The sequence below is a fragment of the Sphingopyxis indica genome (genome assembly GCF_032879645.1).
Classification (GTDB): Bacteria; Pseudomonadota; Alphaproteobacteria; order Sphingomonadales; family Sphingomonadaceae; genus Sphingopyxis; species Sphingopyxis indica.
Genome location: NZ_CP076394.1, coordinates 3,384,841 through 3,411,254 on the forward strand (window position 1 = coordinate 3,384,841; position 26,414 = coordinate 3,411,254).

Below are 26,414 nucleotides of genomic sequence, written 5' to 3' on the forward strand. Positions count from 1 at the left end.
TCGCGGGCCAGCAAGCGGAGTCGTGAGGACGTCATCGACCGCGATTCAATCCGATCTGTCGACCCAACGGCGTTCGACGATGCGCAGCAAGGTCAGCATGATCAGGCTGACGATTCCGCCGATCAGCACCAGCGGCCATTGCGCCGCGCCGCACGCGATCCCGAGCACCGCGGCGAGCCACAGATGCGCCGCGGTCGTCAGATTATGCACCTCGCCGCGGCTGAACACGATCAGCCCTGCGCCGATGATCCCGATGAAAGCCCCCGTTGCTTCGTAGAGGCGCAGCGGGTCCATCCGCGCGCCCTGGAGCTGGCCGTAGAGCGCGATGATCGAGACCGTCATCGCGGCCGCGGCGAAACAGATCAGCCCATGCGTGCGCAGCCCTGCCGCATGGCCGCGCATTTCGCGATCGAGCCCGAGCAGCAACCCGAGCACCGCCGCGCCCCCGAGCCGCACCAGCAGGTCGAGGTCGATCGAGTGAACCAGAGTTGGCGCGTTGAGCTCCATCGCCGATAGAGCGCGGCAGCGGCGAAAGGGTTCCGCGGCCGCCGCGACGCCGAAAAGTTCTCCCCCTGTTCTCTTTCCTTGCCGCGGCGCCCCGTGCGCGCTAACCCTGCCGCCATGATCGCGAAACTGACGGGGCGGCTGGATTCGAGCGGAGCGGGCCATGCGGTGATCGACGTCGGCGGCGTCGGCTATCTGGTCGAAGCCTCGGCGCGCACCCTCGATGCGCTCGGCGCGGTCGGCGGCGAGGTGACCATCCACACCGAGATGCTCGTCGGCGAGGATTTCCTGCGCCTGCTGGGCTTTGCGCGCGCCGAGGAGCGCGACTGGTTCCGCCTGCTCACCAGCGTGCAGGGGGTCGGCGCAAAGGTCGCGCTGGCGATCCTCTCGGCGCTCGAGGTCGCCGACCTGCAACGCGCGCTCGCCAGCGGCGACAGCGCGATGATCGCGCGCGCCAACGGCGTCGGGCCGAAACTGGCGCAGCGCATCGCGCACGAACTGAAGGACAAGGCGGGCGCGCTCGGCGGGATCGCGGGCGGCGGGACGGTCGCGGTCCCGGCGGCGGGTCCCATGGGCGACGCCGTCGCCGCGCTCACCGGCCTCGGCTTCAAGCCCGGTGAAGCCAGCGCGGCGGTCGCGGCGGCGAGCGACGAACTGGGGGCCGGAGCAAGCCTCGATGCGCTGGTGCGGGTGGCGCTCAAGAAGGCGGCGAAATGACCGAAACCACCCGCCACGCCTCCTGCCGCTGCGGCGCGGTCCGCATCGCCTGCACCGGCGAGCCGATCCGCGTGTCGGTGTGCCACTGCCGCGAGTGCAAGGCGCGCAGCGGCAGCGCCTTTGCCGCGCAGGTCCGCTTCCCGGCCGAGCAGGTCCGCACCGAAGGCGAGCCGAAGCTGTGGCAATATACCGGCGACAGCGGCCACACCGCCGACTTCTTCTTCTGCCCCACCTGCGGTTCGGGCGTCTGGTACCGCGCGCGGCCCTATCATGACGCCTTTGCGATTCCGCTCGGCAATTTCGAGCCCGGCCACGGCTTCGTGCCCGACTATTCGGTTTATGAGGAGCGCAAGGAGCCGTGGGTGTCGATCACGGGCGACGGGATCGAGCATTATGACTGAATGCACCACAGCGCGGGTTCGGATGGTGCCCAGACAGGCCGCACGATAAGATGGCAGGCGAAAGGAATGCGCGATGCAAGTGACCGCTGTATTGACGCCGGCGAAGGAAGGCGGCTTCGTCGCCTATAACCCCGAAACCGGCACCACGAGCCAGGGAGAAACGATCGAGAACGCGATCGCCAATCTGCGCGAAGCCGTGGAACTCTATCTCGAAATGTTTCCCCTGCCCGCGGGCGGCCCCCCGCTCGTCACCTCCTTCGACGTCGATGCACACGCCGCCTGATGCCGAAACTCCCGGTCCTCTCGGGTCGCGAGGTCGTAGCCGCGCTAGAACGCCTCGGTTTCGTCCAGATGCGCCAGCGCGGCAGCCACGTAATCCTTCAGCGCGAGGGGGTTGGCGTCGTGGTGCCGCTGCACCGCGAACTGAAGACGGGAACGCTGGCCGGAGTGATCCGGCAGGCCGGACTGTCGCAGGATGAGTTTCTGAAAGCGGTGCGGTAAGGCTCGCGGGGAATGGAGATGGGACCGGCAGGTCGAAACAAGTTCAGCATGACGAGATTTACAGGTATCGCGACACCGTGACCGACCTCACCACCCCGATCCGCACCCCCGAGGATGCCGATGCCGCGCTGCGGCCCAAGTCGCTTGCCGAATTCGTCGGGCAGGCGGCGGCGCGGGAGAATCTGCGGATCTTCATCGAGGCGGCGAAGGCGCGTTCGGATGCGCTCGACCATGTGCTCTTTTTCGGGCCGCCGGGGCTCGGCAAGACGACGCTCGCGCAGATCGTCGCGCGCGAACTGGGAGTCGGCTTTCGCTCGACCTCGGGGCCGGTGATCGCCAAGGCGGGCGACCTCGCGGCATTGCTCACCAATCTGGAAGACGGCGATGTGCTGTTCATCGACGAGATCCACCGCCTGTCGCCCGCGGTCGAGGAGATCCTCTATCCCGCGATGGAGGACCGCGCGCTCGACATCATGATCGGTGAGGGACCGTCGGCGCGCAGCGTGCGCATCGACCTGCCCAAATTCACCCTCGTCGGCGCGACGACGCGGCAGGGGCTGCTCACGACGCCGCTGCGCGACCGCTTCGGTATTCCGGTGCGGCTCAATTTCTATACGCACGCCGAACTCGAACAGGTGATCGGCCGCGCGGCGCGGCTGCTCGGCCTCGGCATCGCGCCCGACGGCGCGCTCGAGATCGCGAAGCGGTCACGCGGCACGCCGCGGATCGCCGGGCGGCTGCTGCGCCGCGTGCGCGATTTCGCGACCGTTGCCGGCGCCGCGACGGTCGATGCGAAGGTTGCCGACGCCGCGCTCAACCGGCTCGAGGTCGATGCGCTCGGGCTCGACGCGATGGACCGCCGTTACCTGACGATGATCGCCGACATCTATCGCGGCGGGCCCGTGGGGGTCGAAACGCTCGCGGCGGGGCTTTCCGAACCGCGCGACACGATCGAGGATGTGATCGAGCCCTATCTGCTCCAGATCGGCCTGATCGCGCGCACCGCACGCGGGCGGATGCTCAATGCGAGCGCGTGGAAGCACCTTGGCCTCAACCCGCCCGCGGGAGTGCAGGACGGGCTGTTCGACCAGGGCAAATGACGCTGAATAGCTAGTCAGGCGTCCATCAGCCGCCGCTTCGCCGCGACGAACCGATTTAACCCTCTTTGCGACGAGTCGTGCAGCCGCTATCGCTCGTCGCGATGGATGACGTCCCACCCCCCTTCGTCCCCGGTGCCTTCGCCGGCGCCGCGCACCATTACCGGCTGCGCGTCTATTTCGAGGACACCGACCTCAGCGGCATCGTCTATCACGCCAATTATCTGCGCTATATGGAGCGCGCGCGGTCGGACATGCTGCGCCTCGCCGGAATCGACCAGCGCGCGGCGATGGAAGCGGGCGAAGGCGCATGGGCGGTCACCGACCTTGCGATCAAATATCTGAGGCCCGCGAAGCTCGACGACGACCTGCTCGTCGTCAGCCATGTCGAGGCGGTGCGCGGCGCGAGCGTCGTCATCGCACAGCGCATCCTTCGCAGTCATGGTGCGTTAAGCGACGACTTGCTGACGGAGGGGCGCGTCACGGCGGCCTTTCTGTCGCCCGAAGGCCGGCCGCGCCGCCAGCCCGCGGGCTGGGCCGACCGTTTCACCGCCGTCATGAATGGAGAGACCATCCCTTGCTAGACAATATCTCGCTGGCCGCCGACGCGGCGACCCTGTCCCCGATCGCGCTGTTCCTGCACGCCGACTGGATCGTGAAGGGAGTGATGATCGGCCTGCTCGCCGCGTCGATCTATGTCTGGGCGGTGATCTTTACCCAGGGGCGCGGCACCACCAAGCTGATGCGCGCATCGGAGCAGTTCGAGCGCGATTTCTGGCGCGCGGGCAATATCGACAAGTTCCACGACGAGAACGCGCGCGATCCGCTGCCGAGCGCCAAGATCCTCGCCGCCGGCGTCTCCGAATGGCGCCGCTCGACGGCGGGCAAGACGGTGGACCGCGACGGCACGCGCGAGCGGCTGAGCGTCGCGATGAACAGCGCGATCGAGGGCGAGGTCGACCGGCTCGCCGAAAAGATCGGCACGCTCGCGACGATCGGCGCGGTCGCGCCCTTCGTCGGGCTGTTCGGGACCGTGTGGGGCATCATGCGCAGCTTCACCGCGATCGCGGCGGAAAATAACAGCAGCCTCGCCGTCGTCGCGCCGGGCATCGCCGAGGCGCTGTTCGCGACCGCGATCGGGCTGTTCGCAGCGATTCCCGCGGTGATCGCCTACAACACCTTCTCGCAGCGGCTGAACCGGCTCGAATCGCGGCTGGGCCGCTTCGCCGACGGGCTGCACGCCACGTTCAGCCGCGAGCTGGAGGTCGAGGCCTGATGGCGATGACCGGCCCTTCGGGCGGCACCCAGCGCCGGCGCGGGCGCGGCGGGCGCCGCTCGCCGATGGCGGAAATCAACGTCACGCCGCTCGTCGACGTGATGCTGGTGCTGCTGATCATCTTCATGGTCACCGCACCGCTGCTGACCGCGGCGGTGCCGGTGAACCTGCCCGAAACGCGCGCCAAGCCGATGGACAATCCCGAGCGCGAGCCGGTGCAGTTGAGCGTGACCGCCGACGAGACCATCTATATCGGCGAGGAACCGGTCAGCGCCGCCGAGCTGCCCGCGCGGCTCGAGGCGATCAAGCGCGCCGACGAGGGCGCCGACCAGCCGCGCCAGATCATGCTGCGCGCCGACAAGAGCCTGGTCTTCGGGCGCGTCGCATGGGTGATGGGCGAACTCAATCGCGCCGGACTGACGCGCATTTCGATGGTCACCACCGGTTCAGACAGCGCACCCTAGGTTGAGATGATGGCGGCAACGCAGGCGAAACAGGGAGTGGAACGACGTAACATCGCCATCGCGGTGGCGCTGCATATCGTCGTGATCGGCCTGCTGTCGATCCAATGGACCGCGGGCGACCGCCGCTTCGACAGCGCGCCGATGGAGGTCGATCTGATCGCCGAAAGCGCCGCCGAATCGACCGCACCGGTGCTCAGCCCGCTGCCCCCCGCCGCGCGGCTCGGCGACGAATATGCCGACGACATCGCCGTGTCCGAACAAACCCCGACGCCGCCGGCGCCCGAACCGGTGACGCGCACCGAGCCCGCCCCGGCACCGAAGCAGGTCGCCGAGCCGAAAACCTCTCCGCCGAAGAAGCGCACGCCGCCCGCCCGGAAGGAACAGCCCAAGCCGACGCCGAAAGCCACGCCCAAGGATCGCCCGACGCGCCCGACCGGGCGGCTCGACGGCATCGCCGAGGGGCTGTCGCGATCGCAGCCCAAAAATGCGTCGAGCGAAGGCGCGCCCGCGCAGGCGACCGCCGCCGAGGTGAAGCAGGCGATCGACGTCAGCATCAAGGCCGCGGTCCGCCCGCGCTGGAACAGCTGCCGCGTCAGCGGGGTCGACGTCGACCAGCTCAAGACGGTGATCCGGTTCCGCCTGTCGCGATCGGGCGCGCTCGCGGGCTTCACCAGCGTCACCACCACCGGCGAGAATGACAGCAACAAGTTCCAGGTGCAGCGCCACCAGGAATGTGCGAAGCGCGCGGTCGAACTCGCCTCGCCCTTCGACCTGCCGGCCGACGAATATGACGTCTGGCAGAATTACACCCTCGATTTCATCAAGAGGTAAGAGAGATGCCCTTTCGCACCGCCCTGTCGCTCGCCCTGCTGCTGACCGCAGCGCCCGTATTCGCGCAGGAAAGCCCGACCGGCCCGCCGCCGCCCGCAACGGTCGAAACGACCCCGCGCGAAACGATCGAAGGCCAGCTGTCGCAGGACCGCACCGTGATCGCGGTGCCCGCCTTCGCAACGCCGTCGGTGACGACGGTGGCGGGGCTGCGCACCGACAGCCTCGGCCGCCAGATCGGCGAGGTCGTCGCCGCCGACCTCGAGCGCAGCGGGCTCTACGCGCCGCTCGGCCCGGGCAGCGTCCGCGCGATCACGATGGACGAGGTCACCGCGCCGCGCTTCGCCGACTGGAAGGCGCGCAATGCGGAGAATGTCGTCCACGGCTTCGTGCGCGCGACGGCCACCGGCGGCTTCATCGTCGGATGCTATCTCTACGACACCGAGCTCGGGACCGAGCTGGTGCGGCAGGGCTATGAAATCGTGCCCGGCGACTGGCGCCGCGCCGCGCACAAATGCGCCGACGCCATCTATTCGCGCCTGTCGGGCGAGGCGCCCTTCTTCGACAGCCGCATCGCCTATATCGCGGAGAGCGGGCCGAAGGGCAACCGCGTCAAGCAGCTCGCGATCATGGATTCGGACGGCGGCAACCACAAGTTCATCACCAACGGCCAGGCGCTCGCGATCAGCCCGCGCTTCTCGCCCGATTACAAGAAGATCGTCTACGTCAGCTATTTGAACAACCGCGTCCGCGTCTTCATCTATGACGTCGCAAGCGGCACGCAGAAGCTGGTGACCGAAAGCAGCAATGCCACTTTTGCACCGCGCTGGTCGCCCGACGGCAGGCAGATCCTCTATTCGATGGCGGTCGGCGGCAACACCGACATCTATCGCATCTCGGTCGACGGCGGCACGCCGGTGCGGCTGACCAACACGCCGGGGATCGACGTCGGCGGCAGCTTTTCGCCCGACGGCAGCAAGATCGTGTTCGAAAGCGACCGGTCGGGCGGTCAGCAAATCTATACGATGAACGCCGACGGGTCGAACCAGCGCCGGATCAGCTTTGGCGGCGGGCGCTATGCGACCCCCGAATGGTCGCCGCGCGGCGACCTGATCGCCTTCACCAAGATGGGCGGCGGCGAATTCCGCATCGGCGTGATGACCCCGTCGGGCGGCGGCGAGCGCATGCTGACCAACAGCTGGCAGGACGAGGCACCGACCTGGTCGCCGAACGGGCGCGTAATCCAGTTCTTCCGCACCACGCCGGGCAAGAGCGGCAAATCGACGATCTGGCAGGTCGACCTGACCGGCGTCAACCTGCGCCGCCTGCCCACGCCGCGCGACGGATCGGACCCGAGCTGGGGGCCGATCCTGCCCTGATTTCCGCGCGGAACCAAAATCTGCAACCGGGGTATAATCAACTTAGGTTAGCCTCGATTCGGACTGAACCAAAGGCCACAACAGAAGAAGAGGACCTAATATCATGACGATACGCACAACGACCGCAACGATCGCGGCCATCGCCATGCTGGCGGTCGGCGCGTGCGCGAAAAAGGCGCCCGAAGAACTGCCGCCGCCGCCCGCGGGCACCGACACCCCGACGGACTCCGGCATCAGCAACGCGCCGATCCCCGGGTCGCAGCAGGACTTCATCGCCAACGTCAGTTCGGACCGTATTTTCTTCGACTTCGACCAATATAATGTCGATGCGCAGGATCAGGCGACCTTGCAGAGCCAGGCCCAGTGGCTGCAGCGCAACCCCGCGGTGCGCGTGACGCTCGAGGGTCATGCCGACGAACGCGGCACCCGCGACTATAATATCGCGCTCGGCGAGCGCCGCGCCAACGCCGCGAAAAACTATCTCGCGTCGCTCGGCATCGACCCGTCGCGGATCAACGTCATCAGCTATGGCAAGGAACGCCCGGCGGCGCTCGGCTCGAACGAGGAAGCCTGGGCACAGAACCGCCGCGCGGTGACCGTCGTCATCGAGCGCTGATCAGCGGCCAGAGGGGCACTGCTGCGAAAGCGGCGGTGCACGCAAAGACACCAAAGGGGACCGGTCGCAACGCCAGCGGCCGGTCCCCTTTTCGCTGCGCGACGACTGCCCAGCCAATGCCGCCGAGGCTGGCGAGCAGCAGTACGAGCGGCAGCGGCTGCCAGCCGAGCCAGCAACCGATCGCGGCGACGAGCTTGGGATCGCCGCCGCCCATCCCTTCGCCGCCGCGCACGCGCCGATAGGTCCAGGCGACGAGCGCGAGCAGCGAACCGGCCGCAAGCGCGCCGATCCAGCGATCGAGCAGGCTCATCTCGAGCATCGGACCTGCAAGGAACAGACCGGAAATCGCGAGCACGGCATTGAGGCGGTCGGGAAGCCACATATGGCGCGCGTCGAGCAGCCCGAGGGGCAGCAGCAGCCAGCCGAAGAGCGCCCACAGCCAGCCGGTGGTGCCGGGCGCCCATGCGAGCGCGAGCACGCCGATCAGGCCCGAAACAAGTTCGACCCGGCCGTGGAAAGGGTCGATGCGCGCACCGCAGGTGCGGCAGCGTCCACGCGAGACGAACGCCGACACCAACGGCACGAGATCGCGCACGCCGAGCGCGCGGCCGCAGCCGTCGCACCGCGACCGGCCGCCGAGCGCGCGCCCCGCCGGCCAGCGCAGCACCAGCGTCGCGATGAAGCTGCCAAGGATGAGGCCGATCAGCGCGGCCAAAGCGACGCCCGCGCCAAAGGGCAAGGCGTCGAGCAGGGGCATGTCAGAATCGGCCGTTCGTCGTCAGCGCGAACCCGCCCGGACCCGACTGGAAACCGAGCGCGGCGAGCGCCGCCGCCATCGCCGGGTCATCGTCGACATTGATCGCGAACTGCGCGCGGTACGCGCCTTGGCCGTCGAACGACAGCGTCAGCCGCTCCATCCCCGACTGGCTCGCGAGCGCAGCCTGCGCGCGGCCACCGGCGCAGCGCAGCGGACCCGACAGGCCGCGCGAGAGATCGAGCCCCGCGATGGGCGCGGTGACCATCAGTTGCAACCGCCCACTCGCCTCGACGCATCGGCCGTCGGCGCCGAAGCGGATCGTCGCGCCCTCGAAGCGCACCGTATCGACGGGAATCGGCCCGAGCCCGCCCGCAAGCGTCGTGACGCCATCGACGTTCGATATGCCGCGCGGGCTGCTGCCGTGCAGGCGTCCGGTGAGCGCCCCCAGCCGTTCGTCGCTGCGCGAGAAAGCAAGCTCGGTCTGGCCGAGCAGCAGCGCAAGCGGGGAAAGGCTGGCCTCGACGGTGCCGAGCGGGATCGCGCCGAGCCGCGCATCGACGAGTTCGCCCGACCAGATCGAGCCGCGCACCGCGCGCGCGGCAACACCCGCATCGCCGGCGCCCGACCAGCCGAGCGCGAGCCGCATCGGAAAGGTCGCGACGATCAGCAGCAGCGCAAGCGCCGCCGCCGCGATCGCCCACGTCCGCCGCGCGCGCATCACGACCCGGCCCTGCGCAATTCGGCGGTCATTCCGACCGTGCCGTCGGCGGCGGGGGTGATCGTCAGCTGGTCGACGACGAAGCCCTGCGCTTCGAGACCGGCGAGCCAGTCGATGAGCACCGGCGCCTTCGCCGTCGCGATCGCGATCGTCGCCTGACCCGATCCGCGTGCGTCGTTGCGGTCGAGCGTCAGCCCGATCTCGCCCGCCGACTGGGCGAGAAACTGATCGACCGCGACGGCGCCGGATGTCGCCGCCGCCTTGGCGGGACGCTTCGCGAGGAGCTTGACCTTCGCCGCGACCCGGCCCTCGCGGTCGATCGCGGCCCGATGCGCGTTATCGAGGTCGACGAAGGCGGCATAGGCGGGCCGGCCGAGCGCCCAAGCCAGCACGCCGAGCGCAAGCGCCCCGGCGACGCCGACGAGCCAGCGCTCGCGGATCGACAGTCCGGCCCACCAGTTTCGTATCCGTTCGATCATGGCACCGCCCGAACCGTGATATTCGCCATCTGCTGCCCGTCGGCCCCCGCCATCGGCTGCGCGGTGACGCGGTAACCGCGCGCCTGCAGCGCGAGCAGCACCTTGTTGATATCCTCGGCGCGCGGCGCGGCGAGCGTCGTCGTCAGCGTCCCGTCGGTGCGGTGCGACAGCGTTTTCGTCGTCACCCCGGCGGCATCGCGCATCGCCTCGAAGAGCGCCGAGGCGGGCACCGAGAAAGCAAGCGGCCCGCCGCCCGCCGCGGCGAGGCGGCGGTCGATTTCGGCCTCGGCGGCTTCGGCGTCGGGCGCGGTGACGCCGGCGTCCTTCGCCATCGCGACGACCGCGGCATCGGCACGGCGGGTGTCGGCGGCGAGGCGGATCAGGTGAACGAGCGGGATGGCAAGGCTGACGATCAGGAGCGCGACCAGCAGCTTCCTGCCGAGCGCGACGAGCGCGGGATCGACCGCCCAGCGCCGCTTCGGCTTCCACGCGCCGCTGAGCAGGTCGAGCGGCGGCGCGCCGAGCGAAAGAAGCAGCGCCTCGCGCATCCGCTCGGGATCGAGCGGGGCGATGTCGCGCCCCGCGGCGATCAGCGGATCGAGTTCGGGGTCCGAAACGAAGGCGCGATCATCGGTGCGGACGATCGCCTCGCCGCCGGCCTCGGCGAGCCACAGCGCGCCCGCCTCGGGGGGCGGCACCGTCGCTGCAGCGGGCAGGATCGCCGACGCGTCGAGGCCGCGCGCGGCGAGCCAGCCGGTCCACGCCGTCATCGCCGCGTGCGTCGTCACCGCGACCGGAACCGCCTGCCCCGCCGTCGCGGGCTGCCCGGCAACGATGTGCAGGCCCGCGGGATCGCCCAGACTATGCTTCAGCGCCTCGATCCGCGCCGCCGCGGCAGCCTGCGCGGGGGCGGCGTCGGGGAAATGATACCAGCGCAGCGGCACGTCGGCGGCGGGCGCGAGCGCGACCAGCCGCGCGTCCGCCTCCTCGTCCTCCCCCGGCCGCTCCCACATGTCGACCCAGCCGTCGTCCTGCCCCGCATCGACGACCACACCGTCGTCGACGCGCAGCCATGCGACGCCCGTATCGTCCGCAGCGCCGAGCGCCTCCAGCCGGGGCAACCATATCAGCAAGGTTTGCGTCACTTAGAGTCTGTCTGATGGATATTTACGCACTGTGATTGCCGCAGGAAGCGTCCCCGCAAGAAGCGTTGCGCAGGCCGGGCTGGTGGCCCGGACCAGCAACGCGACGCCGTCCGGGGCGCTTCCTGCGGCAACCCCAAAGGGCGGGCCGCTTTTGGCCGAGCGCCGCGTCCTTCGTCGGTCCCTATGCTTCGGCATGGCTCCCTCCTCACTCCTCGCGCTCGGCCAAAATCGGCTCCGTCACAGCGCGCAAATATCCATCAGACAGACTCTAGTCGCTCTCGCCCCAGTCGCGGCGCACGATCGCCGGCGGCGCGCTTCCCGCCGCGGGGGCGCCGCCCCAGGCGTCGATCAGCGAATTGGCCGTCAAATTCCCATCCCCCAGCGTCACTTGCGTCCTCAATGCGAGCCAGCGGCTCGTCACGCCGACCTGCCGGTCGACCCCGCTCGGCGGGTCGATCCGCGCGAGCGGACCCGACTGCCAGAATCGCACGCTGCTGCCATAGCCGTCGGCGGGCCGCGCCGCCAGCACCGCGCGCGCATCGGCAAGGCTGAGCTTGCCGGGCAGCAGCATCGCGATCAGCGGCGCCTGCGCGGGGAGCAGCGTATTGGCGTTGAGCGTCACCGGCTCGGCGACCGGCAGCACGCACAGCCACGGCTTCAATCGCGCATAGATTTTGGGGGTCATGCCGCGCACCGCCCTGAGTTCGCTGACGTCGGCCATCTTGCGATTGCCGGGCAGATAATTGCCGTCGTTGGTGCGATAGGCGCCATCCTCCGCGCCCGAGGGGCCGTCGCGGCTGTCGCTGTCGATCCAGTCGGCCGCGGCGCCTGCGATGCCCTGCGCCTCGCCCTGCCCCACACCCAGGAGCAGCATCAGCTCGGCGAACTGCCCGACCGCGGCGGGACGCTGGCTGAGCTTTCCCGGCGCGGCTTCGGTGACGAGGCTGTTGAGGTTGAAGCAATTATTGGCGTCGGTCAGCTTCGCGCTCCCCTGTCCGCCGGGCAACGGCAGGACGAAGTCGCGCCCGAGCCAGTCGCCCGCCAGCGTCAGCTTGGCGGGATCGCGCGACACGAGATCGCCGACGCGACGCAGCGCGATCTGTTCGGCGGCGAAGCTGTAGGCGCGCCCCTGATCGACCGTCGCGGCGCTCCCCGCGATGCGCGTCGCGAGCGTCAGCCTGTCGAGCGCGGTCGCGGCAATCACCGCCATCACCGACACGAGCAGCAGCACGCTGAGCAGCGCCGCGCCGCGTTCTTCGGATATGGCGCGCGTCACGGCGCCTCCTCCTCGCTGCCGGGCGGCGGCGGCGGGGTCGGCGCGGTGAGGAAGAGCATCGTCAGCGGCGCGCGCCCGCGGCGCGTCAGCCGCACCTCGACCGCGCGCGGCAATTGGTCATTGACCCCCGACGACCATGTATCGCTCCAGCTCCCGTCGAGGCTGCGATAGCGCACAGCGGCGCTGTTCACGTCGCCGATCAGCCGGTCGCCCGCGCCGAGCGCGGTGCCGTCGAGCATCGGCTGCGACGCGCGCCGCCATTCGCCGCCCATCAGCGCATAGCCGACGCGCTCGATATCGGGGCGCGGCCCGGCGCCCGCCCCGCCCGCGCCGGCGTGGACGAAGGCGAAGCTCGTCGACGTGCCGATAAAGGCAGGCACCTCCTCGCCCGAAGGCCCGCGCGTCGCACGCGGCAGCGCCTGCGCGAGGTCGTTCGCCATCACCGCGCGCAGCCGGTTGACCCCGCCCATCGCCTGCAACCGCCCCTGCACCGCGTCCTGCGTGTCGATACTGCTGCGCAAGAGCCCGACCCCCATCGCCGCGATCGCCGCAAAGATCGACAACGCGACGAGCATTTCGACGAGGGTGAAGCCGCGTTGCCGCGTATCTGCGATCACGGTCGACGAATGGCACTTCACCGGCTTGGCCTGATGATCGTCAGCACCGCCTGCCCGCGCCCGCTTTCGGGACGGACGGTCAGGTCGATGCGCAGCAGGCTGTCGTCGGCGGTCCGGGCGACGCGCTGTTCGACACGCCAGTTGCGTCCGCCGTTGGTCACGGCGGTTACGGCATTGCCGATCGTTGGCGGCGCGGGGTCGGTCCACAGTTCGACCGCGCGGTTCTGTGCGACGATCCCTGCCATCGTGCTTTCGTCGAGATCGCCCGCGGTGCGCACCGCATAGGCGTCGAGCCGCACGAGCGTCAGCGCCGCGATGCTGATGATGCTCAAGGCAACGAGCATTTCGAGCAGGGTGAAGCCAGCGTCGCGCGAGAAATCGGAACCACGGGCCGCCAATATAAACCGCCTCCCCGAGCGAAGACGAGGGGCATGTTCGAGCGAAGCGAGAAGCCGCACCGCCGCTGCCTCGACTTCGCTCGGCAAAGCCCCTCGTCTTCGCTCGGGGAGGCGGATCGATTCGGATTTCGCCCGACTGTCGTTAGCGGTCACGGCTGACCTCCCCCGTCGCCGAGACGCGCACGACCTCGCGCGCCTCGCCGCCCGACAGCATGACCGCCAGCGGCGTCGGGCTGGTGCCGACGCGATCGAAGAGGATGCGCGCGACGCCTTCGCCGCCCGCCGCGAAGCGGACGTCGCGCGGCCAGTTGCGCCGCTCGAACGCGCGTCCGGGCAGGGGCTGCCATTCGCCATCGACGCGCCGTTCGAAGCCATAGCCCGAGGGCGCGAAATTCACCGCGACGCTACGCCCCTCGATCACCGCGACGTCGCGCGCCGCCGCGAGGCGCGCGGCGAGGCGGTCGGCCTCGCTGCGCACGCTGCGTTCCTCGCCGGGAAGCGTCAGCACGACCGCCGCCGCGGCGAGCCCGAGGATCGCGAGCACGACCATCAGCTCGACCAGCGTAAAGCCGTTCGCCTTCGTCCCGCGGGGATCGGGCGCTGGCGCCCTAGCGGTCTCCACCGTGAATATCCGCATTTTCGTTGCTGCCGCCGGGCGCGCCGTCGGCACCGAGCGACCAGATATCGAACGCCTGCCCGTTCGGCCCCGGCGCCTGATAATTATAGGGGCGCCCCCACGGATCGGCGGGCAGCTTCTTGATATAACCGCCGCGGCGGTATCGTTCGGGCTGCGCGAGCGACGGCGGCGCGGTGACGAGCGCACCCAGCCCGTCGGTCGAGGCGGGATAGGTCAGATTGTCGAGCCGATATTGTTCGAGCGCGCTTTCGAGCGTCGCGATATCGGCCTTTGCCTTGGTGACCATCGCGCGGTCCTGGCTGGGCAGCACGTTGATCATCACCACCGTCGCGAGCAGCCCGATGATGAAGATGACGACCATCAATTCGGTCAGGGTGAAGCCGCGTTCGCCCTTCTTGCGCCGCGGTGCGGCGGAGCGGGACGGATCGAGCATCAGGCGAAGGAAAAGCTGCATCAGCGACATGATATTATAGCCCTGCAAGACTCTGCAACTGGAGGATCGGCAAGAGGATGGAAAGGATGATAAGAGCCACGCATGACCCCATGACGACAATGATGACCGGTTCGAGAAGCGCCATCGAAGCCGCGGTGAAGCGGTCGAACTCGCGCTCGAGATAATCGGCGGCGCGTTCGAGCATCGCTTCGAGCCGCCCCGCGCTCTCGCCGCTCGCGGTCATGTAGACGAGCAGCGGGGGAAAGACGCCGGCATCGCGCAGCCCCGACGACAGGCTGCCGCCCGCGCGCACCTGGTCGATCAGATTGGCGGTCGCCGTCGCAAGCGCGGCGTTGCGGATCGTCGGCACCGTCAGCCGCAATCCTTCGACCAGCGGCAGGCGGCTCGACACCATCGTCGACAGCGTGCGCGCAAAGCGCGCGGCATAAAGATCGCGGAGCAGGCGTCCGAGCAGCGGCAGCCTGAGCAGCCGCGCATCGACACGCGCCTTGAAGGCGGGGCGGCGGATCGCGCTGACCCAGCCGAAGGCCGCGGCGGCGATCAGGATCGCGATCAGCCACCACCAGCTCGCGGCGAAGCTCGAAATCGCGATCACCGCGCGGGTCAGGAAAGGCAGTTGCTGGCCGACGTCGGTGAACTGCTCGACGACGCGCGGGACGACGAAGATCATCAGCGCCGCGACGACACCGATAGCGACGAAGGTCAGCACGATCGGATAGGCGAGCGCGGCGATCAGCTTGCCGCGCACTTCGGCCTGGCGTTCGAGCAGGTCGGCGAGGCGCGCGAGGATGACCGTCAGGCTGCCCGTCGTCTCGCCTGCCGACACCATCGCGCGATAGAGCGGCGGGAAGCTGGGCGATTGCCGCGCCATCGCGTCGGACAGCCGGCGCCCTTCGAGCAGCCCGGCGTGGACGTCGCCGATCACCGCGCGCGCCGTCTCGGCCTCGCTCTGGCGCGTCAGCGTGCGCAGCGCCTCTTCGAGCGGCGCGACTTCGGCGAGCGTCGCGAGCTGGCGCGTGAAGAGCGCGAGATCCTTGCTGCTGAGCCGCGTGCGCCGCCAGCCGAACAGCGCACGCCCGCGCGCTTCGCGCGAGCCTGCGGGTTCGACCGCGACGATATGGAATTTGCGGCGGACGAGGTCGGCGCGCGCGGCATCGTCGTTCGCGGCGGTCAGCCGTCCCGTCCGCTCGCGGCCCCTGGGGTCGATCGCCACATAGCGAAAATCAGGCATCGACGTCCTCGCGCCGCGCGACGCGGATCGCTTCCTCGGCGGTGGTCAGGCCCTTCGCGACCATCGCGCGCGCCGAGCTCGCAAGCGTTGGGGCTTTCAGAAACGCATGTTTGGCGATCATCGCCTCGTCGCCGCCGGCGTAGATGTAGCGGCGGACGGTCTCGTCGATCCTGATCGCCTCGAACACGCCGATGCGGCCCTTGTAGCCGCTGTGGTTGCACTGGTCGCAGCCCCTGGGCTTCCAGATCACCGTGCCGATGTCGAGGCCGAGCATCGCGGCGATGCTGTTGTCGGCCTGGACGGGTTCGCGGCAATTTTCGCAAAGTTTGCGCACAAGCCGCTGCGCAATCGCCGCGCGGAGGGTCGAGGCGAGGAGAAAAGGCTCTACTTTCAAGTCCTTGAGGCGCGTGATCGCACCCACGGCATCATTGGTGTGGACGGTCGAGAGCACGAGGTGGCCGGTGAGCGACGCCTGCACTGCGATGTCGGCGGTCTCGCGGTCGCGGATTTCGCCGACCATCACGACGTCGGGGTCCTGGCGCAGGATCGCGCGCAGCCCGGCGGCGAAGTCGAGCCCGACCTTGGCATTGACCTGCGTCTGCCCGACCCCGTCGACCGCATATTCGACCGGATCCTCGACGGTCAGGATGTTGCGCTGGCCGTCGTTGAGCTGTTTCAGCGCGGCATAGAGCGTCGTCGTCTTGCCCGATCCCGTCGGGCCGGTGACGAGGATGATGCCGTTGGGCTCGGCGAGCGCTTCGCGCAATATGCGATCGGTTTCGCCCGTCAGGCCGAGGACGTCGAAGTCGATCCCCGCCGTATCCTTGTCGAGAATACGCATCACGACGCGCTCGCCGGCGCGGCTCGGCAGGGTCGAGACGCGGACGTCGACCGCCTTGCCCGCGAGCGTCAGCGCGATGCGGCCGTCCTGCGGCACGCGGCGTTCGGCGATGTCGAGCCGCGCCATCACCTTGATGCGGCTGACGACGACCGGCGCGACGTGCGGCGGCATCCTCAGATGCTCGCGCAGCACGCCGTCGGTGCGCATCCGCACGACGAGCCCGCTTTCATAGGGTTCGATATGGATGTCGCTGACCCCCTGGCGCACCGCTTCGGCGATGATCGCGTTGATCAGGCGGATCGCGGGGGCATCGTCGGCGCTGTCGAGCAGATCCTCGGCGCTCGGCATCCCGCTCGCGATCAGGTCGATGTCGCCGCCCTCGAGCGAGCCCGCCATCGCGCTCGTCGCATCGACGGCATAATGGTCGGAGAGCAGCCGGTCGAAATCGGCGACGTTCGCGGTCGCAACGCGCAAGGGCGCGGAGAGGTAGCGCTTGACCTCGATCAGCACCGCCGGATCGGCGCCGTCGCGCAGCGTCGCGAGCCAGCGTCCTTCTCCGTCGGGGGCGATCACGACGCCGTGCGCGCGCGCGAAGCCATAGGGAATGTCGACCGGCGCCGCGGGCGGCGTGCCGGCCGGGTCGCCGTCGGTCACGGCTGCTCTCCTTGCGGGGTCGAAGGCGGAATATCGACGGGCGCCGGCGGCGCGGGGCTCACGGTGACATCGGCCGCGGTCGGCGCGCTCGGCGCGGGCGGCACGGTGCCCAGATAGTCGCGCACCAGCGCGTCGATCGCGGGTTCCTGATCGGGATTCCGCTGGAGCTGGAAGTTACGGATATAGCCGTAGCGGCGCGCGGTGAGCGCGGCATTGTCCTCGCGGCTGCGCAGGATGGTCGGGCGAATGAAGACCATCAAATTGGTCTTGGCGCGGCTGCGCGTGCGCGATTTGAACAATTCGCCGATCAGCGGAATGTCGCTCAAAAGCGGAATGCGCTCGATCGTCCGCCGCTCATCGTCGTTGAGCAGCCCGCCGATCGCGAACATCTCGCCATCGTCGACGGTCAGCACCGTTTCGAACGAGCGCTTGTTGAGGATGAGGTCGCTGTTGCGCGACGACACCGGGCCGGCGACGCTCGACACTTCCTGCCGGATGAACATCTTGACCTCGCCCGCGGCATTGACCTGCGGCGTCACCTCGAGCTTGATGCCGACTTCCTCGCGCTGGACGGTGCGGAAGGCATTGTCGAAATTGTCGGACAGCGCCTCGCCGGTCGTGATCGGCACTTCCTGCCCGACGAGGAATTTCGCCTCCTGATTGTCGAGCGTGACGATGTGCGGCGTCGCGAGCAGGTTCGAGGTGGTGTCCGACTTCACCGCGTTGATGATCGCGCCGAAGATCGTATTCTTGCCGATGTCGCCCGCGAAGCCCGCAAAGCCGCCCGTTGCCGACAACAGCGACGCCGCCGCCGCGTCCTGAAACGCATCGCCCAGCGCGCTCGACGTCGTCGTGACGACGGTGGTGCCGTCGGTCGTCGTCGTTTCTTCGGAGATTTGCGTCGAGGCATAGGCCCCCGCGAGCGTCAGGATATTGGGTTCGGCATTGCTGTAGCTCGTCGCGACGAAGGGGATATTCTTGCCACCGAGCAGGAACTGCACGCCCAGCTTTTTCGCGGCATCGTCGCCGATCTCGACGACGATCGCCTCGACCAGCACCTGCGGCCGCCGCGAGTCGAGCTGGCGGATCAGTTCGCCGATCTTGCGCTGCACGTCGGTGTTGGCGGCGACGATGATCGCATTGGCGCCTTCGTAGCGCGTGATGATCGCGGGGCCGCGCGTCGCGATGCTGCCGCCGGTGCCGCTGACCGTGCTCGGCGTCGATGCCGGCGCCGGAGCGGGCGTCGCCTGGCCGCCGTCCATCGACGAGGAGGACGAGGAAGAGGGCGACAGGCCGGCCTTCGGCGCCGGATCGCTGCCGCCGCCGACGAGCTGCTGCAAGGTCGGCAGCAGCGTTTCGGCATTGGCATGTTCGAGCCAGTAAACGCGCAGCTCGGTGCCGCCCGCCGCGCGCTGATCGAGGTCGTTCGCCATGGCGACGAAGCGCGCGACCATCGCCTGGTCGCCCCTGAGCGCAATCGCGTTGCTGCTGTCGATCGGGACGATCGCGACCGGCGACTGCGCGCCTTCGCCCGCCGCGGGGACGAGCGCCTGCAGCGCGGAGGCGATTTCGCGCGCACCGGCGTTCTTGAGCGTGACGATCTGGCTGGTCGAAGTATCGCGGTCGATGCTCGCAGCGAGCGCGCGGATGCGGCGGATATTGTCGGCGAAATCGGCGACGACCAGACTGTTGGCGTTGCGGTTCGCGGTGAGCGAGCCCTGCGGGCTGACGAGCGGGCGCAGCGTTTCGACCGCGGCGACCGCGTCGATATGCTTCAAACGGATGATCTCGGTCACGAACTGGTTCTGCGCCGCGCTGGCACTGCCGATCCGGCCGGGCTGCGACGCGGCGCCGTCGATCGGCTGGATGCGGTAGCTGCCGTTGGGACCGGGCACCGCGACAAGCCCGTTCGAGCGCAGCGTCGCTAGGAAAATCTCGAAATATTCGCTGCGCGACAGCGGCCGGTCGGTGACCACCGACACCTTGCCGTTCACCCGCCCGTCGATGACGAAGGTGCGCCCGGTAATCCGCGCCGCGTCCTGAATGAAGGCGCGGATGTCGGCGTCGCGGACGTTGAGCGTATATTGGGCGTGCGCGGGGCTGGCGGAGATCAACGCAGCGGCGAGCATCAGGGACAGTCTAAGGCGCATGAAAACCTATTGTTTCGAGAGAAAGATGGCGACGGGCACGATATTGGCTCCCCGCTCGACCTCGAGCGCGATGCGCGCGCCCGGGGTGAGCTGGCCCGCGAGCGACGCCGCATCGCCCGCCGAGGCGATCGGGCGGCCGTTCACCGCACGGACGACGTCGCCGGGACGCAGCCCCGCGGCGCGGAACACCGCGCCGTCGCCCTTGGGCTGAACGAGCAGTCCGGTGACGCGGCCCTCTTCGGTGCGCGGCGCAAAACCAATTCCCGCCTGCAGCGCCGCGGGCGACATTTCGCCATTGGCGCTGCGGCCGTCGGCCGGCGCTTCACCCCCTTCGGGCGCGCCGCCGGGGACGCTGGCGATCGGCGCGGCTCCGCTCTGATCGAGGAACAGCGTCTCCTTCGCCCCGCCGCGATCGAGCGTCACATGATCGAAAGCGACGGCAGCAAGCGTCACGCCGGGGACGATCTCGTCGCCGATCGCATAGCTGTTCTGCACTTCGTCCTCGCCGGCGATGATCGCCGAGCCGCCGCCCGTCGCTTCGTTGATATTGACGCCATAGAGCGTGAGTCCGAGCGCGGTGACCGTCGCGGCCGCTGGCCCCTGCGAGCTGGTGCGGAAGAAGGGATCGAAGCTCGCAAAGAGCGCGCGGCGCTCGGCGGGCGAGGCGATCACGGCGGTCTGCGGCTGCCACGCGCCGAGCGGCGAGAGCGGGACGATCAAGGCCCAGAGGAGCCGCACCGCCTGCCAGACGAGCAGGCCTGCGAGCAGGGCAACGACGATCCGCGGGGCGAGGTCGCGCGCCGAACGCGGGCGCACACGCAGCCAGACGGGCAGCGCGCGCGGCAGCCTGAAGGCCGATCCGGGCATCAGCGTCGCCATGGATTATCCGCTACCCCCGACTGAAATTGCGTCCTCGCGAATCGCCTAGGGGCGATTGATGACAATCAGTTGACGGGGAGATTACAGTTTTTTGTCAGCGGGGCGAGTCCGGGGAGGGTGGCTGTTCGAAGAAGCGTCCGTTCCCGCTCTCTCCCCTTCGGGGGAGAGATACGAAGGCTTGCCGGTTTGCCGGCTGGCCGCAGTCGAGAGGGGAAAGTCCGCATACCGGCCCTGCCCCTCTCCAAGCTTCGCTAGGGTCGCGCTATCCTCTCCCCTGAAGGGGAGAGGGCATTTTACGATCAGAATTTCACCGACGCGCTGAGCGAGAAGAGGCGCCCGAGCTTGTAGCGGTTGAAATAGATCACATTGTCGCCCGACTTCTGCAATTCCTTGTAGGTCCGGCCGGTGAGGTTGCGCGCCTCGAACTTGAGTTCGATTTCCTTGCCCGACAGCATCACGCCCTGGCGCGCGACGAAGTCGAGCGAGATGCCCGGTTCTTCCTTGATGTCGGGCTGCCCCGACGGACCGCGGCTGGTAACGCGCGGGCTGGCATAGGTGAAGAGCAAGGTCTGCTGCGACAGGCTGTCGGTATCCTCGAGCCCGATCTGGAAATTGACCAGATGGTCCGACTGACCGGTGAGCGGCGCGCCGTCGAAGAAGAACACATTCGCCGGACGCGTGACGCCGTTGATGATCGTCGTGTCGCCGTCCTGCACCTTCAACTCGGATTGGGTATAGGTGTAGTTGCCGATCAGCACGAGACGCCGCGACTGCCAGAACGGGGCATCCGATATGGTATCGAGGGAGAAATATTTCTGCACCTCGACCTCGGCGCCATAGAGCGTCGCCTTCGGCGCGTTGGCATAGCTCGTCGTCACCAGATTGTCCGACGCCGACGTATAGGCTTCGATCGGATTGTCGATCGACTTGTAGAAGGCCGCCGCCGTAAAGCGTTGGTCGCGATCGAAATACCATTCGTAGCGAAGCTCGGCGTTCCACAATTCGCTGTCGTTCAGGGACGGGTTGCCGCGATAGAGGCGGTTCGATTCGGGGTCCTGATAGACTTGCGCGACGAGTTCGCGGAACTGCGGCCGCGCGATCGTCTTCGACCCGTTGGCGCGGATCTGCATGTCGGGCGCGACTTCCCAGGTCAGCGTGACCGCGGGCAGCCAGTAATCATTGTTGAGATTGGTCGGGACGAACACCGACGAACCGGTTCCGAACAGATCGACCGGAGCGACGGTCTGCTTCGCATCTTCGTAGCGCACGCCGGCGTTGATGTTCAGGCCCGGGATGATTTCAGCCTGCAGCTGTCCATAGCCCGCGTTGGTGCGCAGCTTGGCGTCGAACGCCGCGGTGCCGTCCTGCGCCGAGGTTTCGAGCAGCACAATATCATAGAGCTGGATCGACGCGTCCGAAAGCAGATAGTCGGGACGCAGCTGCTGGACCGCAATCGGCAGATTCTGGGCACGGAACTGGAACGCGCGGCGAACCGACGTGCGATGCGTGTCGCTATAGGCATAGCCAACCGTGGCGGTGATGCGCGGCGCCAGCTCATAGGAAAGATCCACACCCCCCGACCACAGATCTTCGTTCAGGTCCGAAAAGGCGATGGTCGCATCGCCCTTGTTGCCGCCAAGGTCGTTGACGAACTTGTCGCCGACCGGGTCGAGGTCGGTCGACAGGTTCGACCGGACATAGGTGAAGCTGCGCTCGTAGGGTGCCTCGCGCTGCGAATTGGCGTACCCGCCACGCAGGTCGATTTTGAGCGGATCGAAGTCGAGCTCGGCGACGAGCTGGCTGTTGATCAGCTGGCGCTCGTACCAGGCCGTGTCCTGCTGCATCACGTCGCGATTCGGCTGGTTCTGGTTGCGGCCAAGACCGAGCCGCGCCTGCTTCAACGTGTCGCGGATATAGAGGTTGGTCCAACGGAACTTGTGATCGCCGAGTTCGAGGCCGAAGCCGAGGAGACCGTTCACGACGATGCGGTTGTCGGTGATGACGCGCTGAAAATCCGACTGCGGCGTGCCCGAAAGGTCATCGTTGAGCGAACTTTGCTGCAAGGTGTCGCGCGTGCGCCACTTGTTGCTGATTCCGGCGGTCGCGATGATGCCGAGTTCGCCGTCGGACAGCTGGATCGTCGTGCCGCCGGTGAGGCCCGCCGACCAGTTGATCGGCATATGGTTGTTCTGCTGGAGCAATGTGGTCGGCGCGTTGACCAGCTGCATCTCCATCGCCTCGAGGTCCTCGGCGGTGAAATCGGCGCCTTCGAGGATCGGCTTGCCGCTGTCCATCGCCGTCTTGAGCAGCGGCGGAATGTCGCGCGTGCCGTCGTCGAAGCCGGTCCAGTCGGTGTCGCTGCCATAATAGGTATAGCCGAGCTGGTTCGTCGTCTCGCTGTCCCAGCCGATGCCGCCCGAGAACGTCAGGAAGGATTCGCGGGGACTCGCCTTGGTCGTGAGGTTGATGACGCCGCCGCCGAATTCGCCGGGGAAGTTCACCGAATAGCTTTTCTGAACCAGCGTCGAATCGATGACGTTGGTCGGGAAGATGTCGAGCGGAACGACGCGCTTGAGCGGCTCGGGGCTCGGCAGCGGCGAGCCGTTCAGAAGCGCGAGCGAATAGCGATCGCCGAGGCCGCGGACATAGACGAAACCGCCGCCGACGACGCTGAGGCCGGTAACGCGCTGGAGCGAGCCCGAAATGTCGCCCTCGCCCGTGCGCGCAATGTCGGCCGACGAGAGCACCGAAACGACTTCCGGAGTGGCGCGCACGGCATTGGGGACATAACGACCCGTGACGACGATCTCCTGATCGGCACCGCCGGGGATCGAGACGTCGACATCGTCTTGCTGCGCGGTGGCCGCATCGTCCGCAGGCGGCGTTTCGGTCGCGGGTCGGGGCTCGTCGGTCTGGGCGAGCGCCGCGGGCGACACCATCGCCGACGAAAGGAGCAGGAGGCTGGCGAAAAGCGACCGCTTGGTCATGATGGAAAACCCCTATTGGAGGTGGAAATGAGGGCGGGGCGCTCCATCGCTGGTGCGCCCCGCCCCTGCATTGGACGCCGGCGCGTCAGGTGACCGGAATGTCGGTGCAGTTGCCGCTGGTATCGCCGAACGAAGCCGTGGCCGAATTACAGGTCCAGCCCTGATACCAGCTGTCGTTGGCATCGGCGACGGCGCCGACATAGGCCGTGTCGTCGAAGAAGGCGTTGATCGCGCTCGCCGCGAACGGCGTCAGCGCCGTTTCATTCGCTCCGTTGACGAAGATGCCGGTCAGGCTCGACGTATAGGCCGCGTCGTTGTTCGTGCCCATGTTGAAGATCGCCTCGACCTCGGCATTGGTAACACCGCTCGTGCCGAGGAACGGCGTCGCACCGCACTGCAACGCGACCGATTCGAACACCGGCGGACCCTGTTCGTCGGTTCCGGTTTCCTGCACCGTCGTCGCGCTGTTCAGTCGGACGCACGAGGCCGGCGTGACGATCAGGCCATTCGCGAAGGTGTAGTCGGCACCGCCGCGCACCAGGATCGCCGCCTCGTTGCCGGCCGCCGCGTTGCGGTGGATGAAGGTGAAATTCGAGATGGCGACGCGCTGACGCGGCGATGCGTCCTCATTGCCGTTCGAGTCGATTTCCATGATCGAGTCGCCAACGGCGCCACCGTCGCGCTGCACGGCGATCAGATACTGCATATAGCCCTGATAGCCGACGTCCGTATCGAAGCTGTCGTCTTCGGCGCCGGTCATCACCATATATTTGAAGTTCGGGCGGCCGCCGAACACTTCCATGCCGTCGTCCGAGCTGTTGTGGATCTGGATATGGTCGAGCTGCGTCGCCGAGCCGACGCCCGACGGAGTCAGACCCTGAAGCTCGCTGTTTTCAGACAGGACAAAGCCCGAATAGCGGATCTGGACATAGCTCATGCTGCCCGAATTATCGTCGGCGGTCGCGCCGCCATAGAGCGCGTTCGACGTGCCTTCGGTATCGCGTTCGCAATCGACCGTGCCCGGGGTGGCGCCGGCCGCATCGCAATCGGTGATCGGCGCGCGGCCGAGCAGGACGACCCCGCCCCACAGCTGCGAGGTCTGGTCGGTCGCATCACCGACGACGTTGCCGTAGCCCGTGAACACGATCGGCTGGGTCGGCGTGCCGACGGCGTTGATCTTGTTGCCGCGGTTGACCACCAGGAAGGACGTGCCGCTCGCTCCGAAGATGGTGACGCCCGGTTCGATCGTCAGCGTGACATCGGCGGCATCCGACGCCTCTTCGGTCGGCCCCTGGTCGCTGCCGACATCGACGCGGCCGAGCAGCGAATAGATGACGCCCTCCGCTTTCGGAATTTCGGTCGACGAGTTGAAGCGCGTCGGAAAACCGCAATTGCGCCACGTGCCCTGCGGGCCTTCGATCGTGCCGAGATCAATGAGTTCGTCGCTCCCCGCGATGTTCGGACAGCTCGCGGCCGGCGTCACCCCCGTCGGCGTGGGCGTCGGCGTCGGGGTCGGCGTGGGGGTCGGAGTCGGCGTGGGGGTCGGCGTCGGGATGACGATGACGCCCTCACCCGGCGACGCGACGCCGTCGGCACCGCAGGCCGCAAGGATGGAACAGGCCACGCCGCTGAGCATGACCAAACGAACGCGTGCGAAAGCCGCCATGAAAATCTCCGTTCCCGGTGTGCGCCCGCTGGCGCCCCTGATGAAAAATACACCGCGGGCGAGAACGGGATTCGCCCCTCACCCCCGGTGACGCCGCCACTAGGGTGATTCGATGACGCTCTGACGGTAGAGCGATGACAGTTCGGAGACTCCTTTGCGTCATAACGATGACAAGCGGCGGGAACGCTCGCTCGCCCCGCAAGGGTGGCGAAAATAAAATGTGACGAAGCTCGCTTGCATCGCCGCAGGCGCTTTGCTAAGCGCCCGCTCCTACCTGGTGCCGGACCCGTTTCGGCCCTTCATGATGTGCGGTCGTGGCGGAACTGGTAGACGCGCAACGTTGAGGTCGTTGTGGCCGAAAGGCCGTGGAAGTTCGAGTCTTCTCGACCGCACCATCCGCCCGCTCGCGGGCTCCGATAATCGGCAGAACAGGCAGGCGGCTCCATTGGGAGATCGCCCCTCCTCCCGTCGCGGTTCGTCGGCTGCAACCTTTGTCGCGGGCCGGCGAATAGGATAAGGGAAGGCGTCGGGGTGCCCGGCCGGCCGAGCAGGAGCTATGCAGATGACGATGCGAAAGACGATGGCGACGATCCTGGGCCTCGGCCTGTTGCTTGCGGCGCTGCCCGCGCCGGGCATCGCGGCGCTTCAGCAGGGTGCGAAGGCGCCCGATTTCACGCTGAGTGCGGCGCGCGCCGGCAAGCCCTTCAGCCTGTCGTTGAGACAGGCGCTGAAAAAGGGGCCGGTCGTGCTCTATTTCTTTCCCGCCGCCTTCACCCCCGGCTGCACGGTCGAAGCGCATCTGTTCGCCGAAGCGGCCGACGACTTCACCGCGCTGGGCGCAAGCGTCATCGGCGTCACCGCCGGCAACATCGACCGCGTCGCCGAATTCTCGCGGTCGGAATGCCGCGACAAATTCGCCGTCGCCGCCGATCCGGGCGCCAGGGTCGCGGTGAAATACGACACGACAATGCGCAGCGGCGATCAGACTTTGCTGTCCGACCGCACATCCTTCGTCATCGCGCCCGACGGCACGATCCTGCTGAGCTACACCGACCGCAATCCGCAGGCGCATGTCGAAAAGACGATGGCGGCGGTGCGCGCGTGGAAGGCCCGGCGCCGCTGATCCCGACGCAGAAGCGGGCGGCGCGGCAAGGAGCGTCGTCCTGCTTGACTCCGCATCATCGCGCCCCAATGTCTGCCGCTCCAAAAATCCCCTCATGCGAAAGGATGCCGCGATGACGATCAAGACCGGAGACAAGCTCCCGGAAGCCACGCTGGTCAAGGTGACCGAAAATGGTCCCGAACAGGTGAATAGCGCCGATTATTTCAAGGGCCGCAAGGTCGCGCTCTTCTCGGTCCCCGGCGCCTTCACCCCGACCTGTTCGGCCAAGCATCTGCCGGGCTTCGTCGACAAGGCCGACGAACTGAAGGCGAAGGGCATCGACGAGATCGCCTGCACCGCGGTCAACGACGCCTTCGTCATGGGCGCGTGGGGCAAGGGCGCACACGCCGACGGCATCACCATGCTCGCCGACGGCAATGGCGATTTCGCCGAAGCGGTGGGGCTGACAATGGACGGCAAGGCATTCGGCATGGGCAAGCGCGGCCAGCGCTATTCGATGGTCGTCAACGACGGCGTCGTCGAACAGCTGAATGTCGAAGCGCCCGGCGAGTTCAAGGTGTCGAGCGCCGACCATATGCTCGAGCAGCTCTAAACTCGCACCAAGCCCCTCCCCTTCAGG

The 26,414-nt window shown here is 67.9% G+C and carries 29 protein-coding genes and 1 tRNA gene; 14 read left to right on the forward strand and 16 right to left on the reverse strand.

Annotation, left to right across the window (positions count from 1 at the left end):
• Positions 1 to 45: 45 nt before the first annotated feature.
• Positions 46 to 507, reverse strand: coding sequence for an MgtC/SapB family protein (locus KNJ79_RS15800; RefSeq protein ID WP_317151793.1), 462 nt, complete (start codon positions 505 to 507; stop codon positions 46 to 48).
• A 114-nt stretch (positions 508 to 621) separates the two neighbouring features.
• Here KNJ79_RS15800 and ruvA point away from each other — a divergent pair, with 114 nt between their 5' ends.
• From ruvA to pal, 11 genes are all read left to right on the forward strand, one after another.
• Entirely contained in the window at positions 622 to 1,221 is a 600-nt protein-coding gene (gene ruvA / locus KNJ79_RS15805) for a Holliday junction branch migration protein RuvA (RefSeq protein ID WP_317151794.1), read from the forward strand.
• Positions 1,218 to 1,622 carry a GFA family protein gene (locus KNJ79_RS15810; RefSeq protein ID WP_317151795.1) on the forward strand — a complete coding sequence of 135 codons (405 nt, stop codon included), beginning with the start codon at positions 1,218 to 1,220 and terminating at the stop codon, positions 1,620 to 1,622. Before ruvA ends, KNJ79_RS15810 begins: the two co-directional genes overlap by 4 nt.
• Positions 1,623 to 1,695: 73 nt before the next feature.
• Complete coding sequence (locus tag KNJ79_RS15815; RefSeq protein WP_089217300.1) at positions 1,696 to 1,905, forward strand: type II toxin-antitoxin system HicB family antitoxin; 210 nt, start codon at positions 1,696 to 1,698, stop codon at positions 1,903 to 1,905.
• Positions 1,905 to 2,123 (forward strand): type II toxin-antitoxin system HicA family toxin, encoded by a 219-nt coding sequence (locus KNJ79_RS15820; protein WP_089217299.1) that lies wholly within the window; start codon positions 1,905 to 1,907, stop codon positions 2,121 to 2,123. The genes KNJ79_RS15815 and KNJ79_RS15820 overlap by 1 nt, the downstream gene beginning before the upstream one ends.
• A 77-nt stretch (positions 2,124 to 2,200) precedes the next feature.
• Positions 2,201 to 3,223, forward strand: a complete 1,023-nt coding sequence (gene ruvB, locus KNJ79_RS15825; RefSeq protein ID WP_089217298.1) for a Holliday junction branch migration DNA helicase RuvB — start codon at positions 2,201 to 2,203, stop codon at positions 3,221 to 3,223.
• 101 nt (positions 3,224 to 3,324) lie between these two features.
• Positions 3,325 to 3,804 carry a YbgC/FadM family acyl-CoA thioesterase gene (locus KNJ79_RS15830; protein ID WP_317151796.1) on the forward strand — a complete coding sequence of 160 codons (480 nt, stop codon included), beginning with the start codon at positions 3,325 to 3,327 and terminating at the stop codon, positions 3,802 to 3,804.
• Positions 3,798 to 4,496 (forward strand): protein TolQ, encoded by a 699-nt coding sequence (tolQ, locus tag KNJ79_RS15835; protein WP_089217297.1) that lies wholly within the window; start codon positions 3,798 to 3,800, stop codon positions 4,494 to 4,496. The genes KNJ79_RS15830 and tolQ overlap by 7 nt, the downstream gene beginning before the upstream one ends.
• The gene (locus KNJ79_RS15840) at positions 4,496 to 4,960 is read left to right on the forward strand and encodes an ExbD/TolR family protein (protein ID WP_317151797.1); all 465 of its coding nucleotides are present in this window, start codon (positions 4,496 to 4,498) and stop codon (positions 4,958 to 4,960) included. The genes tolQ and KNJ79_RS15840 overlap by 1 nt, the downstream gene beginning before the upstream one ends.
• Before the next feature lie 36 nt (positions 4,961 to 4,996).
• Complete coding sequence (locus KNJ79_RS15845) at positions 4,997 to 5,791, forward strand: hypothetical protein (protein ID WP_317151798.1); 795 nt, start codon at positions 4,997 to 4,999, stop codon at positions 5,789 to 5,791.
• A gap of 5 nt (positions 5,792 to 5,796) precedes the next feature.
• Positions 5,797 to 7,167 (forward strand): Tol-Pal system beta propeller repeat protein TolB, encoded by a 1,371-nt coding sequence (tolB, locus tag KNJ79_RS15850; protein WP_317151799.1) that lies wholly within the window; start codon positions 5,797 to 5,799, stop codon positions 7,165 to 7,167.
• Positions 7,168 to 7,270: 103 nt separating this feature from the next.
• A complete protein-coding gene (pal, locus tag KNJ79_RS15855; RefSeq protein WP_089217294.1) occupies positions 7,271 to 7,783 on the forward strand; it encodes a peptidoglycan-associated lipoprotein Pal in 513 nt (170 codons plus the stop codon).
• Here pal and KNJ79_RS15860 read toward each other — a convergent pair.
• The 15 genes from KNJ79_RS15860 to KNJ79_RS15930 form a co-directional block, all read right to left on the reverse strand.
• Positions 7,770 to 8,540, reverse strand: a complete 771-nt coding sequence (locus tag KNJ79_RS15860; RefSeq protein ID WP_317151800.1) for a prepilin peptidase — start codon at positions 8,538 to 8,540, stop codon at positions 7,770 to 7,772. The genes pal and KNJ79_RS15860 overlap by 14 nt on opposite strands.
• 1 nt (position 8,541) lies before the next feature.
• Positions 8,542 to 9,258 (reverse strand): type II secretion system protein N, encoded by a 717-nt coding sequence (gene gspN / locus KNJ79_RS15865; RefSeq protein WP_317153936.1) that lies wholly within the window; start codon positions 9,256 to 9,258, stop codon positions 8,542 to 8,544.
• Positions 9,258 to 9,737, reverse strand: a complete 480-nt coding sequence (gspM, locus tag KNJ79_RS15870) for a type II secretion system protein GspM (RefSeq protein WP_317151801.1) — start codon at positions 9,735 to 9,737, stop codon at positions 9,258 to 9,260. Before gspM ends, gspN begins: the two co-directional genes overlap by 1 nt.
• Complete coding sequence (gene gspL / locus KNJ79_RS15875) at positions 9,734 to 10,882, reverse strand: type II secretion system protein GspL (RefSeq protein WP_317151802.1); 1,149 nt, start codon at positions 10,880 to 10,882, stop codon at positions 9,734 to 9,736. Before gspL ends, gspM begins: the two co-directional genes overlap by 4 nt.
• 268 nt (positions 10,883 to 11,150) lie before the next feature.
• Complete coding sequence (gene gspK, locus KNJ79_RS15880; protein WP_317151803.1) at positions 11,151 to 12,158, reverse strand: type II secretion system minor pseudopilin GspK; 1,008 nt, start codon at positions 12,156 to 12,158, stop codon at positions 11,151 to 11,153.
• Positions 12,155 to 12,775, reverse strand: a complete 621-nt coding sequence (locus KNJ79_RS15885; RefSeq protein WP_317151804.1) for a GspJ family type II secretion system protein — start codon at positions 12,773 to 12,775, stop codon at positions 12,155 to 12,157. Before KNJ79_RS15885 ends, gspK begins: the two co-directional genes overlap by 4 nt.
• Before the next feature lie 17 nt (positions 12,776 to 12,792).
• Positions 12,793 to 13,173, reverse strand: a complete 381-nt coding sequence (gspI, locus tag KNJ79_RS15890; protein ID WP_281252667.1) for a type II secretion system minor pseudopilin GspI — start codon at positions 13,171 to 13,173, stop codon at positions 12,793 to 12,795.
• A 142-nt stretch (positions 13,174 to 13,315) separates the two neighbouring features.
• On the reverse strand, positions 13,316 to 13,795 hold the full coding sequence (locus KNJ79_RS15895; RefSeq protein WP_245836933.1) for a GspH/FimT family pseudopilin: 480 nt from the start codon (positions 13,793 to 13,795) through the stop codon (positions 13,316 to 13,318).
• Positions 13,782 to 14,273: a type II secretion system major pseudopilin GspG gene (gene gspG, locus KNJ79_RS15900; RefSeq protein ID WP_089217333.1), complete on the reverse strand. Its 492-nt coding sequence runs from the start codon at positions 14,271 to 14,273 to the stop codon at positions 13,782 to 13,784. Before gspG ends, KNJ79_RS15895 begins: the two co-directional genes overlap by 14 nt.
• Positions 14,274 to 14,277: 4 nt before the next feature.
• A complete protein-coding gene (gspF, locus tag KNJ79_RS15905; RefSeq protein WP_317151805.1) occupies positions 14,278 to 15,495 on the reverse strand; it encodes a type II secretion system inner membrane protein GspF in 1,218 nt (405 codons plus the stop codon).
• Positions 15,488 to 16,990, reverse strand: coding sequence for a GspE/PulE family protein (locus tag KNJ79_RS15910; protein WP_317151806.1), 1,503 nt, complete (start codon positions 16,988 to 16,990; stop codon positions 15,488 to 15,490). Before KNJ79_RS15910 ends, gspF begins: the two co-directional genes overlap by 8 nt.
• Positions 16,987 to 19,140 carry a type II secretion system secretin GspD gene (gene gspD, locus KNJ79_RS15915; protein ID WP_317151807.1) on the reverse strand — a complete coding sequence of 718 codons (2,154 nt, stop codon included), beginning with the start codon at positions 19,138 to 19,140 and terminating at the stop codon, positions 16,987 to 16,989. The genes KNJ79_RS15910 and gspD overlap by 4 nt, the downstream gene beginning before the upstream one ends.
• Before the next feature lie 6 nt (positions 19,141 to 19,146).
• Complete coding sequence (locus KNJ79_RS15920) at positions 19,147 to 20,019, reverse strand: type II secretion system protein N (protein WP_317151808.1); 873 nt, start codon at positions 20,017 to 20,019, stop codon at positions 19,147 to 19,149.
• A gap of 299 nt (positions 20,020 to 20,318) precedes the next feature.
• Entirely contained in the window at positions 20,319 to 23,006 is a 2,688-nt protein-coding gene (locus KNJ79_RS15925) for a TonB-dependent receptor domain-containing protein (protein ID WP_089217284.1), read from the reverse strand.
• Positions 23,007 to 23,091: 85 nt separating this feature from the next.
• Positions 23,092 to 24,672, reverse strand: coding sequence for a hypothetical protein (locus KNJ79_RS15930; RefSeq protein WP_089217283.1), 1,581 nt, complete (start codon positions 24,670 to 24,672; stop codon positions 23,092 to 23,094).
• Between the two features lie 308 nt (positions 24,673 to 24,980).
• On the opposite strand from KNJ79_RS15930, the gene KNJ79_RS15935 reads away from it, so the two are divergent.
• The 3 genes from KNJ79_RS15935 to KNJ79_RS15945 all read left to right on the forward strand — a co-directional run bounded on the left by KNJ79_RS15935 (position 24,981) and on the right by KNJ79_RS15945 (position 26,387).
• Positions 24,981 to 25,067 (forward strand) — tRNA-Leu (locus tag KNJ79_RS15935).
• Between the two features lie 167 nt (positions 25,068 to 25,234).
• Entirely contained in the window at positions 25,235 to 25,795 is a 561-nt protein-coding gene (locus KNJ79_RS15940) for a peroxiredoxin (RefSeq protein WP_317151809.1), read from the forward strand.
• Between the two features lie 112 nt (positions 25,796 to 25,907).
• Positions 25,908 to 26,387, forward strand: coding sequence for a peroxiredoxin (locus KNJ79_RS15945; RefSeq protein ID WP_317151810.1), 480 nt, complete (start codon positions 25,908 to 25,910; stop codon positions 26,385 to 26,387).
• Positions 26,388 to 26,414: the final 27 nt, after the last annotated feature.

Coding starts and splice junctions, on each gene's coding strand:
- gspF (WP_317151805.1), bottom strand. CDS start 15,495: ATGCCTGATTTTCGCTATGTGGCGATCGACCCCAGGGGCCGCGAGCGG.
- KNJ79_RS15925 (WP_089217284.1), bottom strand. CDS start 23,006: ATGACCAAGCGGTCGCTTTTCGCCAGCCTCCTGCTCCTTTCGTCGGCG.
- gspD (WP_317151807.1), bottom strand. CDS start 19,140: ATGCGCCTTAGACTGTCCCTGATGCTCGCCGCTGCGTTGATCTCCGCC.
- pal (WP_089217294.1), top strand. CDS start 7,271: ATGACGATACGCACAACGACCGCAACGATCGCGGCCATCGCCATGCTG.
- ruvA (WP_317151794.1), top strand. CDS start 622: ATGATCGCGAAACTGACGGGGCGGCTGGATTCGAGCGGAGCGGGCCAT.
- gspM (WP_317151801.1), bottom strand. CDS start 9,737: ATGATCGAACGGATACGAAACTGGTGGGCCGGACTGTCGATCCGCGAG.
- KNJ79_RS15820 (WP_089217299.1), top strand. CDS start 1,905: ATGCCGAAACTCCCGGTCCTCTCGGGTCGCGAGGTCGTAGCCGCGCTA.
- gspG (WP_089217333.1), bottom strand. CDS start 14,273: ATGTCGCTGATGCAGCTTTTCCTTCGCCTGATGCTCGATCCGTCCCGC.
- gspN (WP_317153936.1), bottom strand. CDS start 9,258: ATGCGCGCGCGGCGGACGTGGGCGATCGCGGCGGCGGCGCTTGCGCTG.
- KNJ79_RS15840 (WP_317151797.1), top strand. CDS start 4,496: ATGGCGATGACCGGCCCTTCGGGCGGCACCCAGCGCCGGCGCGGGCGC.
- tolB (WP_317151799.1), top strand. CDS start 5,797: ATGCCCTTTCGCACCGCCCTGTCGCTCGCCCTGCTGCTGACCGCAGCG.
- KNJ79_RS15930 (WP_089217283.1), bottom strand. CDS start 24,672: ATGGCGGCTTTCGCACGCGTTCGTTTGGTCATGCTCAGCGGCGTGGCC.
- KNJ79_RS15830 (WP_317151796.1), top strand. CDS start 3,325: ATGGATGACGTCCCACCCCCCTTCGTCCCCGGTGCCTTCGCCGGCGCC.
- KNJ79_RS15945 (WP_317151810.1), top strand. CDS start 25,908: ATGACGATCAAGACCGGAGACAAGCTCCCGGAAGCCACGCTGGTCAAG.
- KNJ79_RS15920 (WP_317151808.1), bottom strand. CDS start 20,019: ATGGCGACGCTGATGCCCGGATCGGCCTTCAGGCTGCCGCGCGCGCTG.
- KNJ79_RS15810 (WP_317151795.1), top strand. CDS start 1,218: ATGACCGAAACCACCCGCCACGCCTCCTGCCGCTGCGGCGCGGTCCGC.
- KNJ79_RS15860 (WP_317151800.1), bottom strand. CDS start 8,540: ATGCCCCTGCTCGACGCCTTGCCCTTTGGCGCGGGCGTCGCTTTGGCC.
- KNJ79_RS15940 (WP_317151809.1), top strand. CDS start 25,235: ATGACGATGCGAAAGACGATGGCGACGATCCTGGGCCTCGGCCTGTTG.
- KNJ79_RS15800 (WP_317151793.1), bottom strand. CDS start 507: ATGGAGCTCAACGCGCCAACTCTGGTTCACTCGATCGACCTCGACCTG.
- KNJ79_RS15815 (WP_089217300.1), top strand. CDS start 1,696: ATGCAAGTGACCGCTGTATTGACGCCGGCGAAGGAAGGCGGCTTCGTC.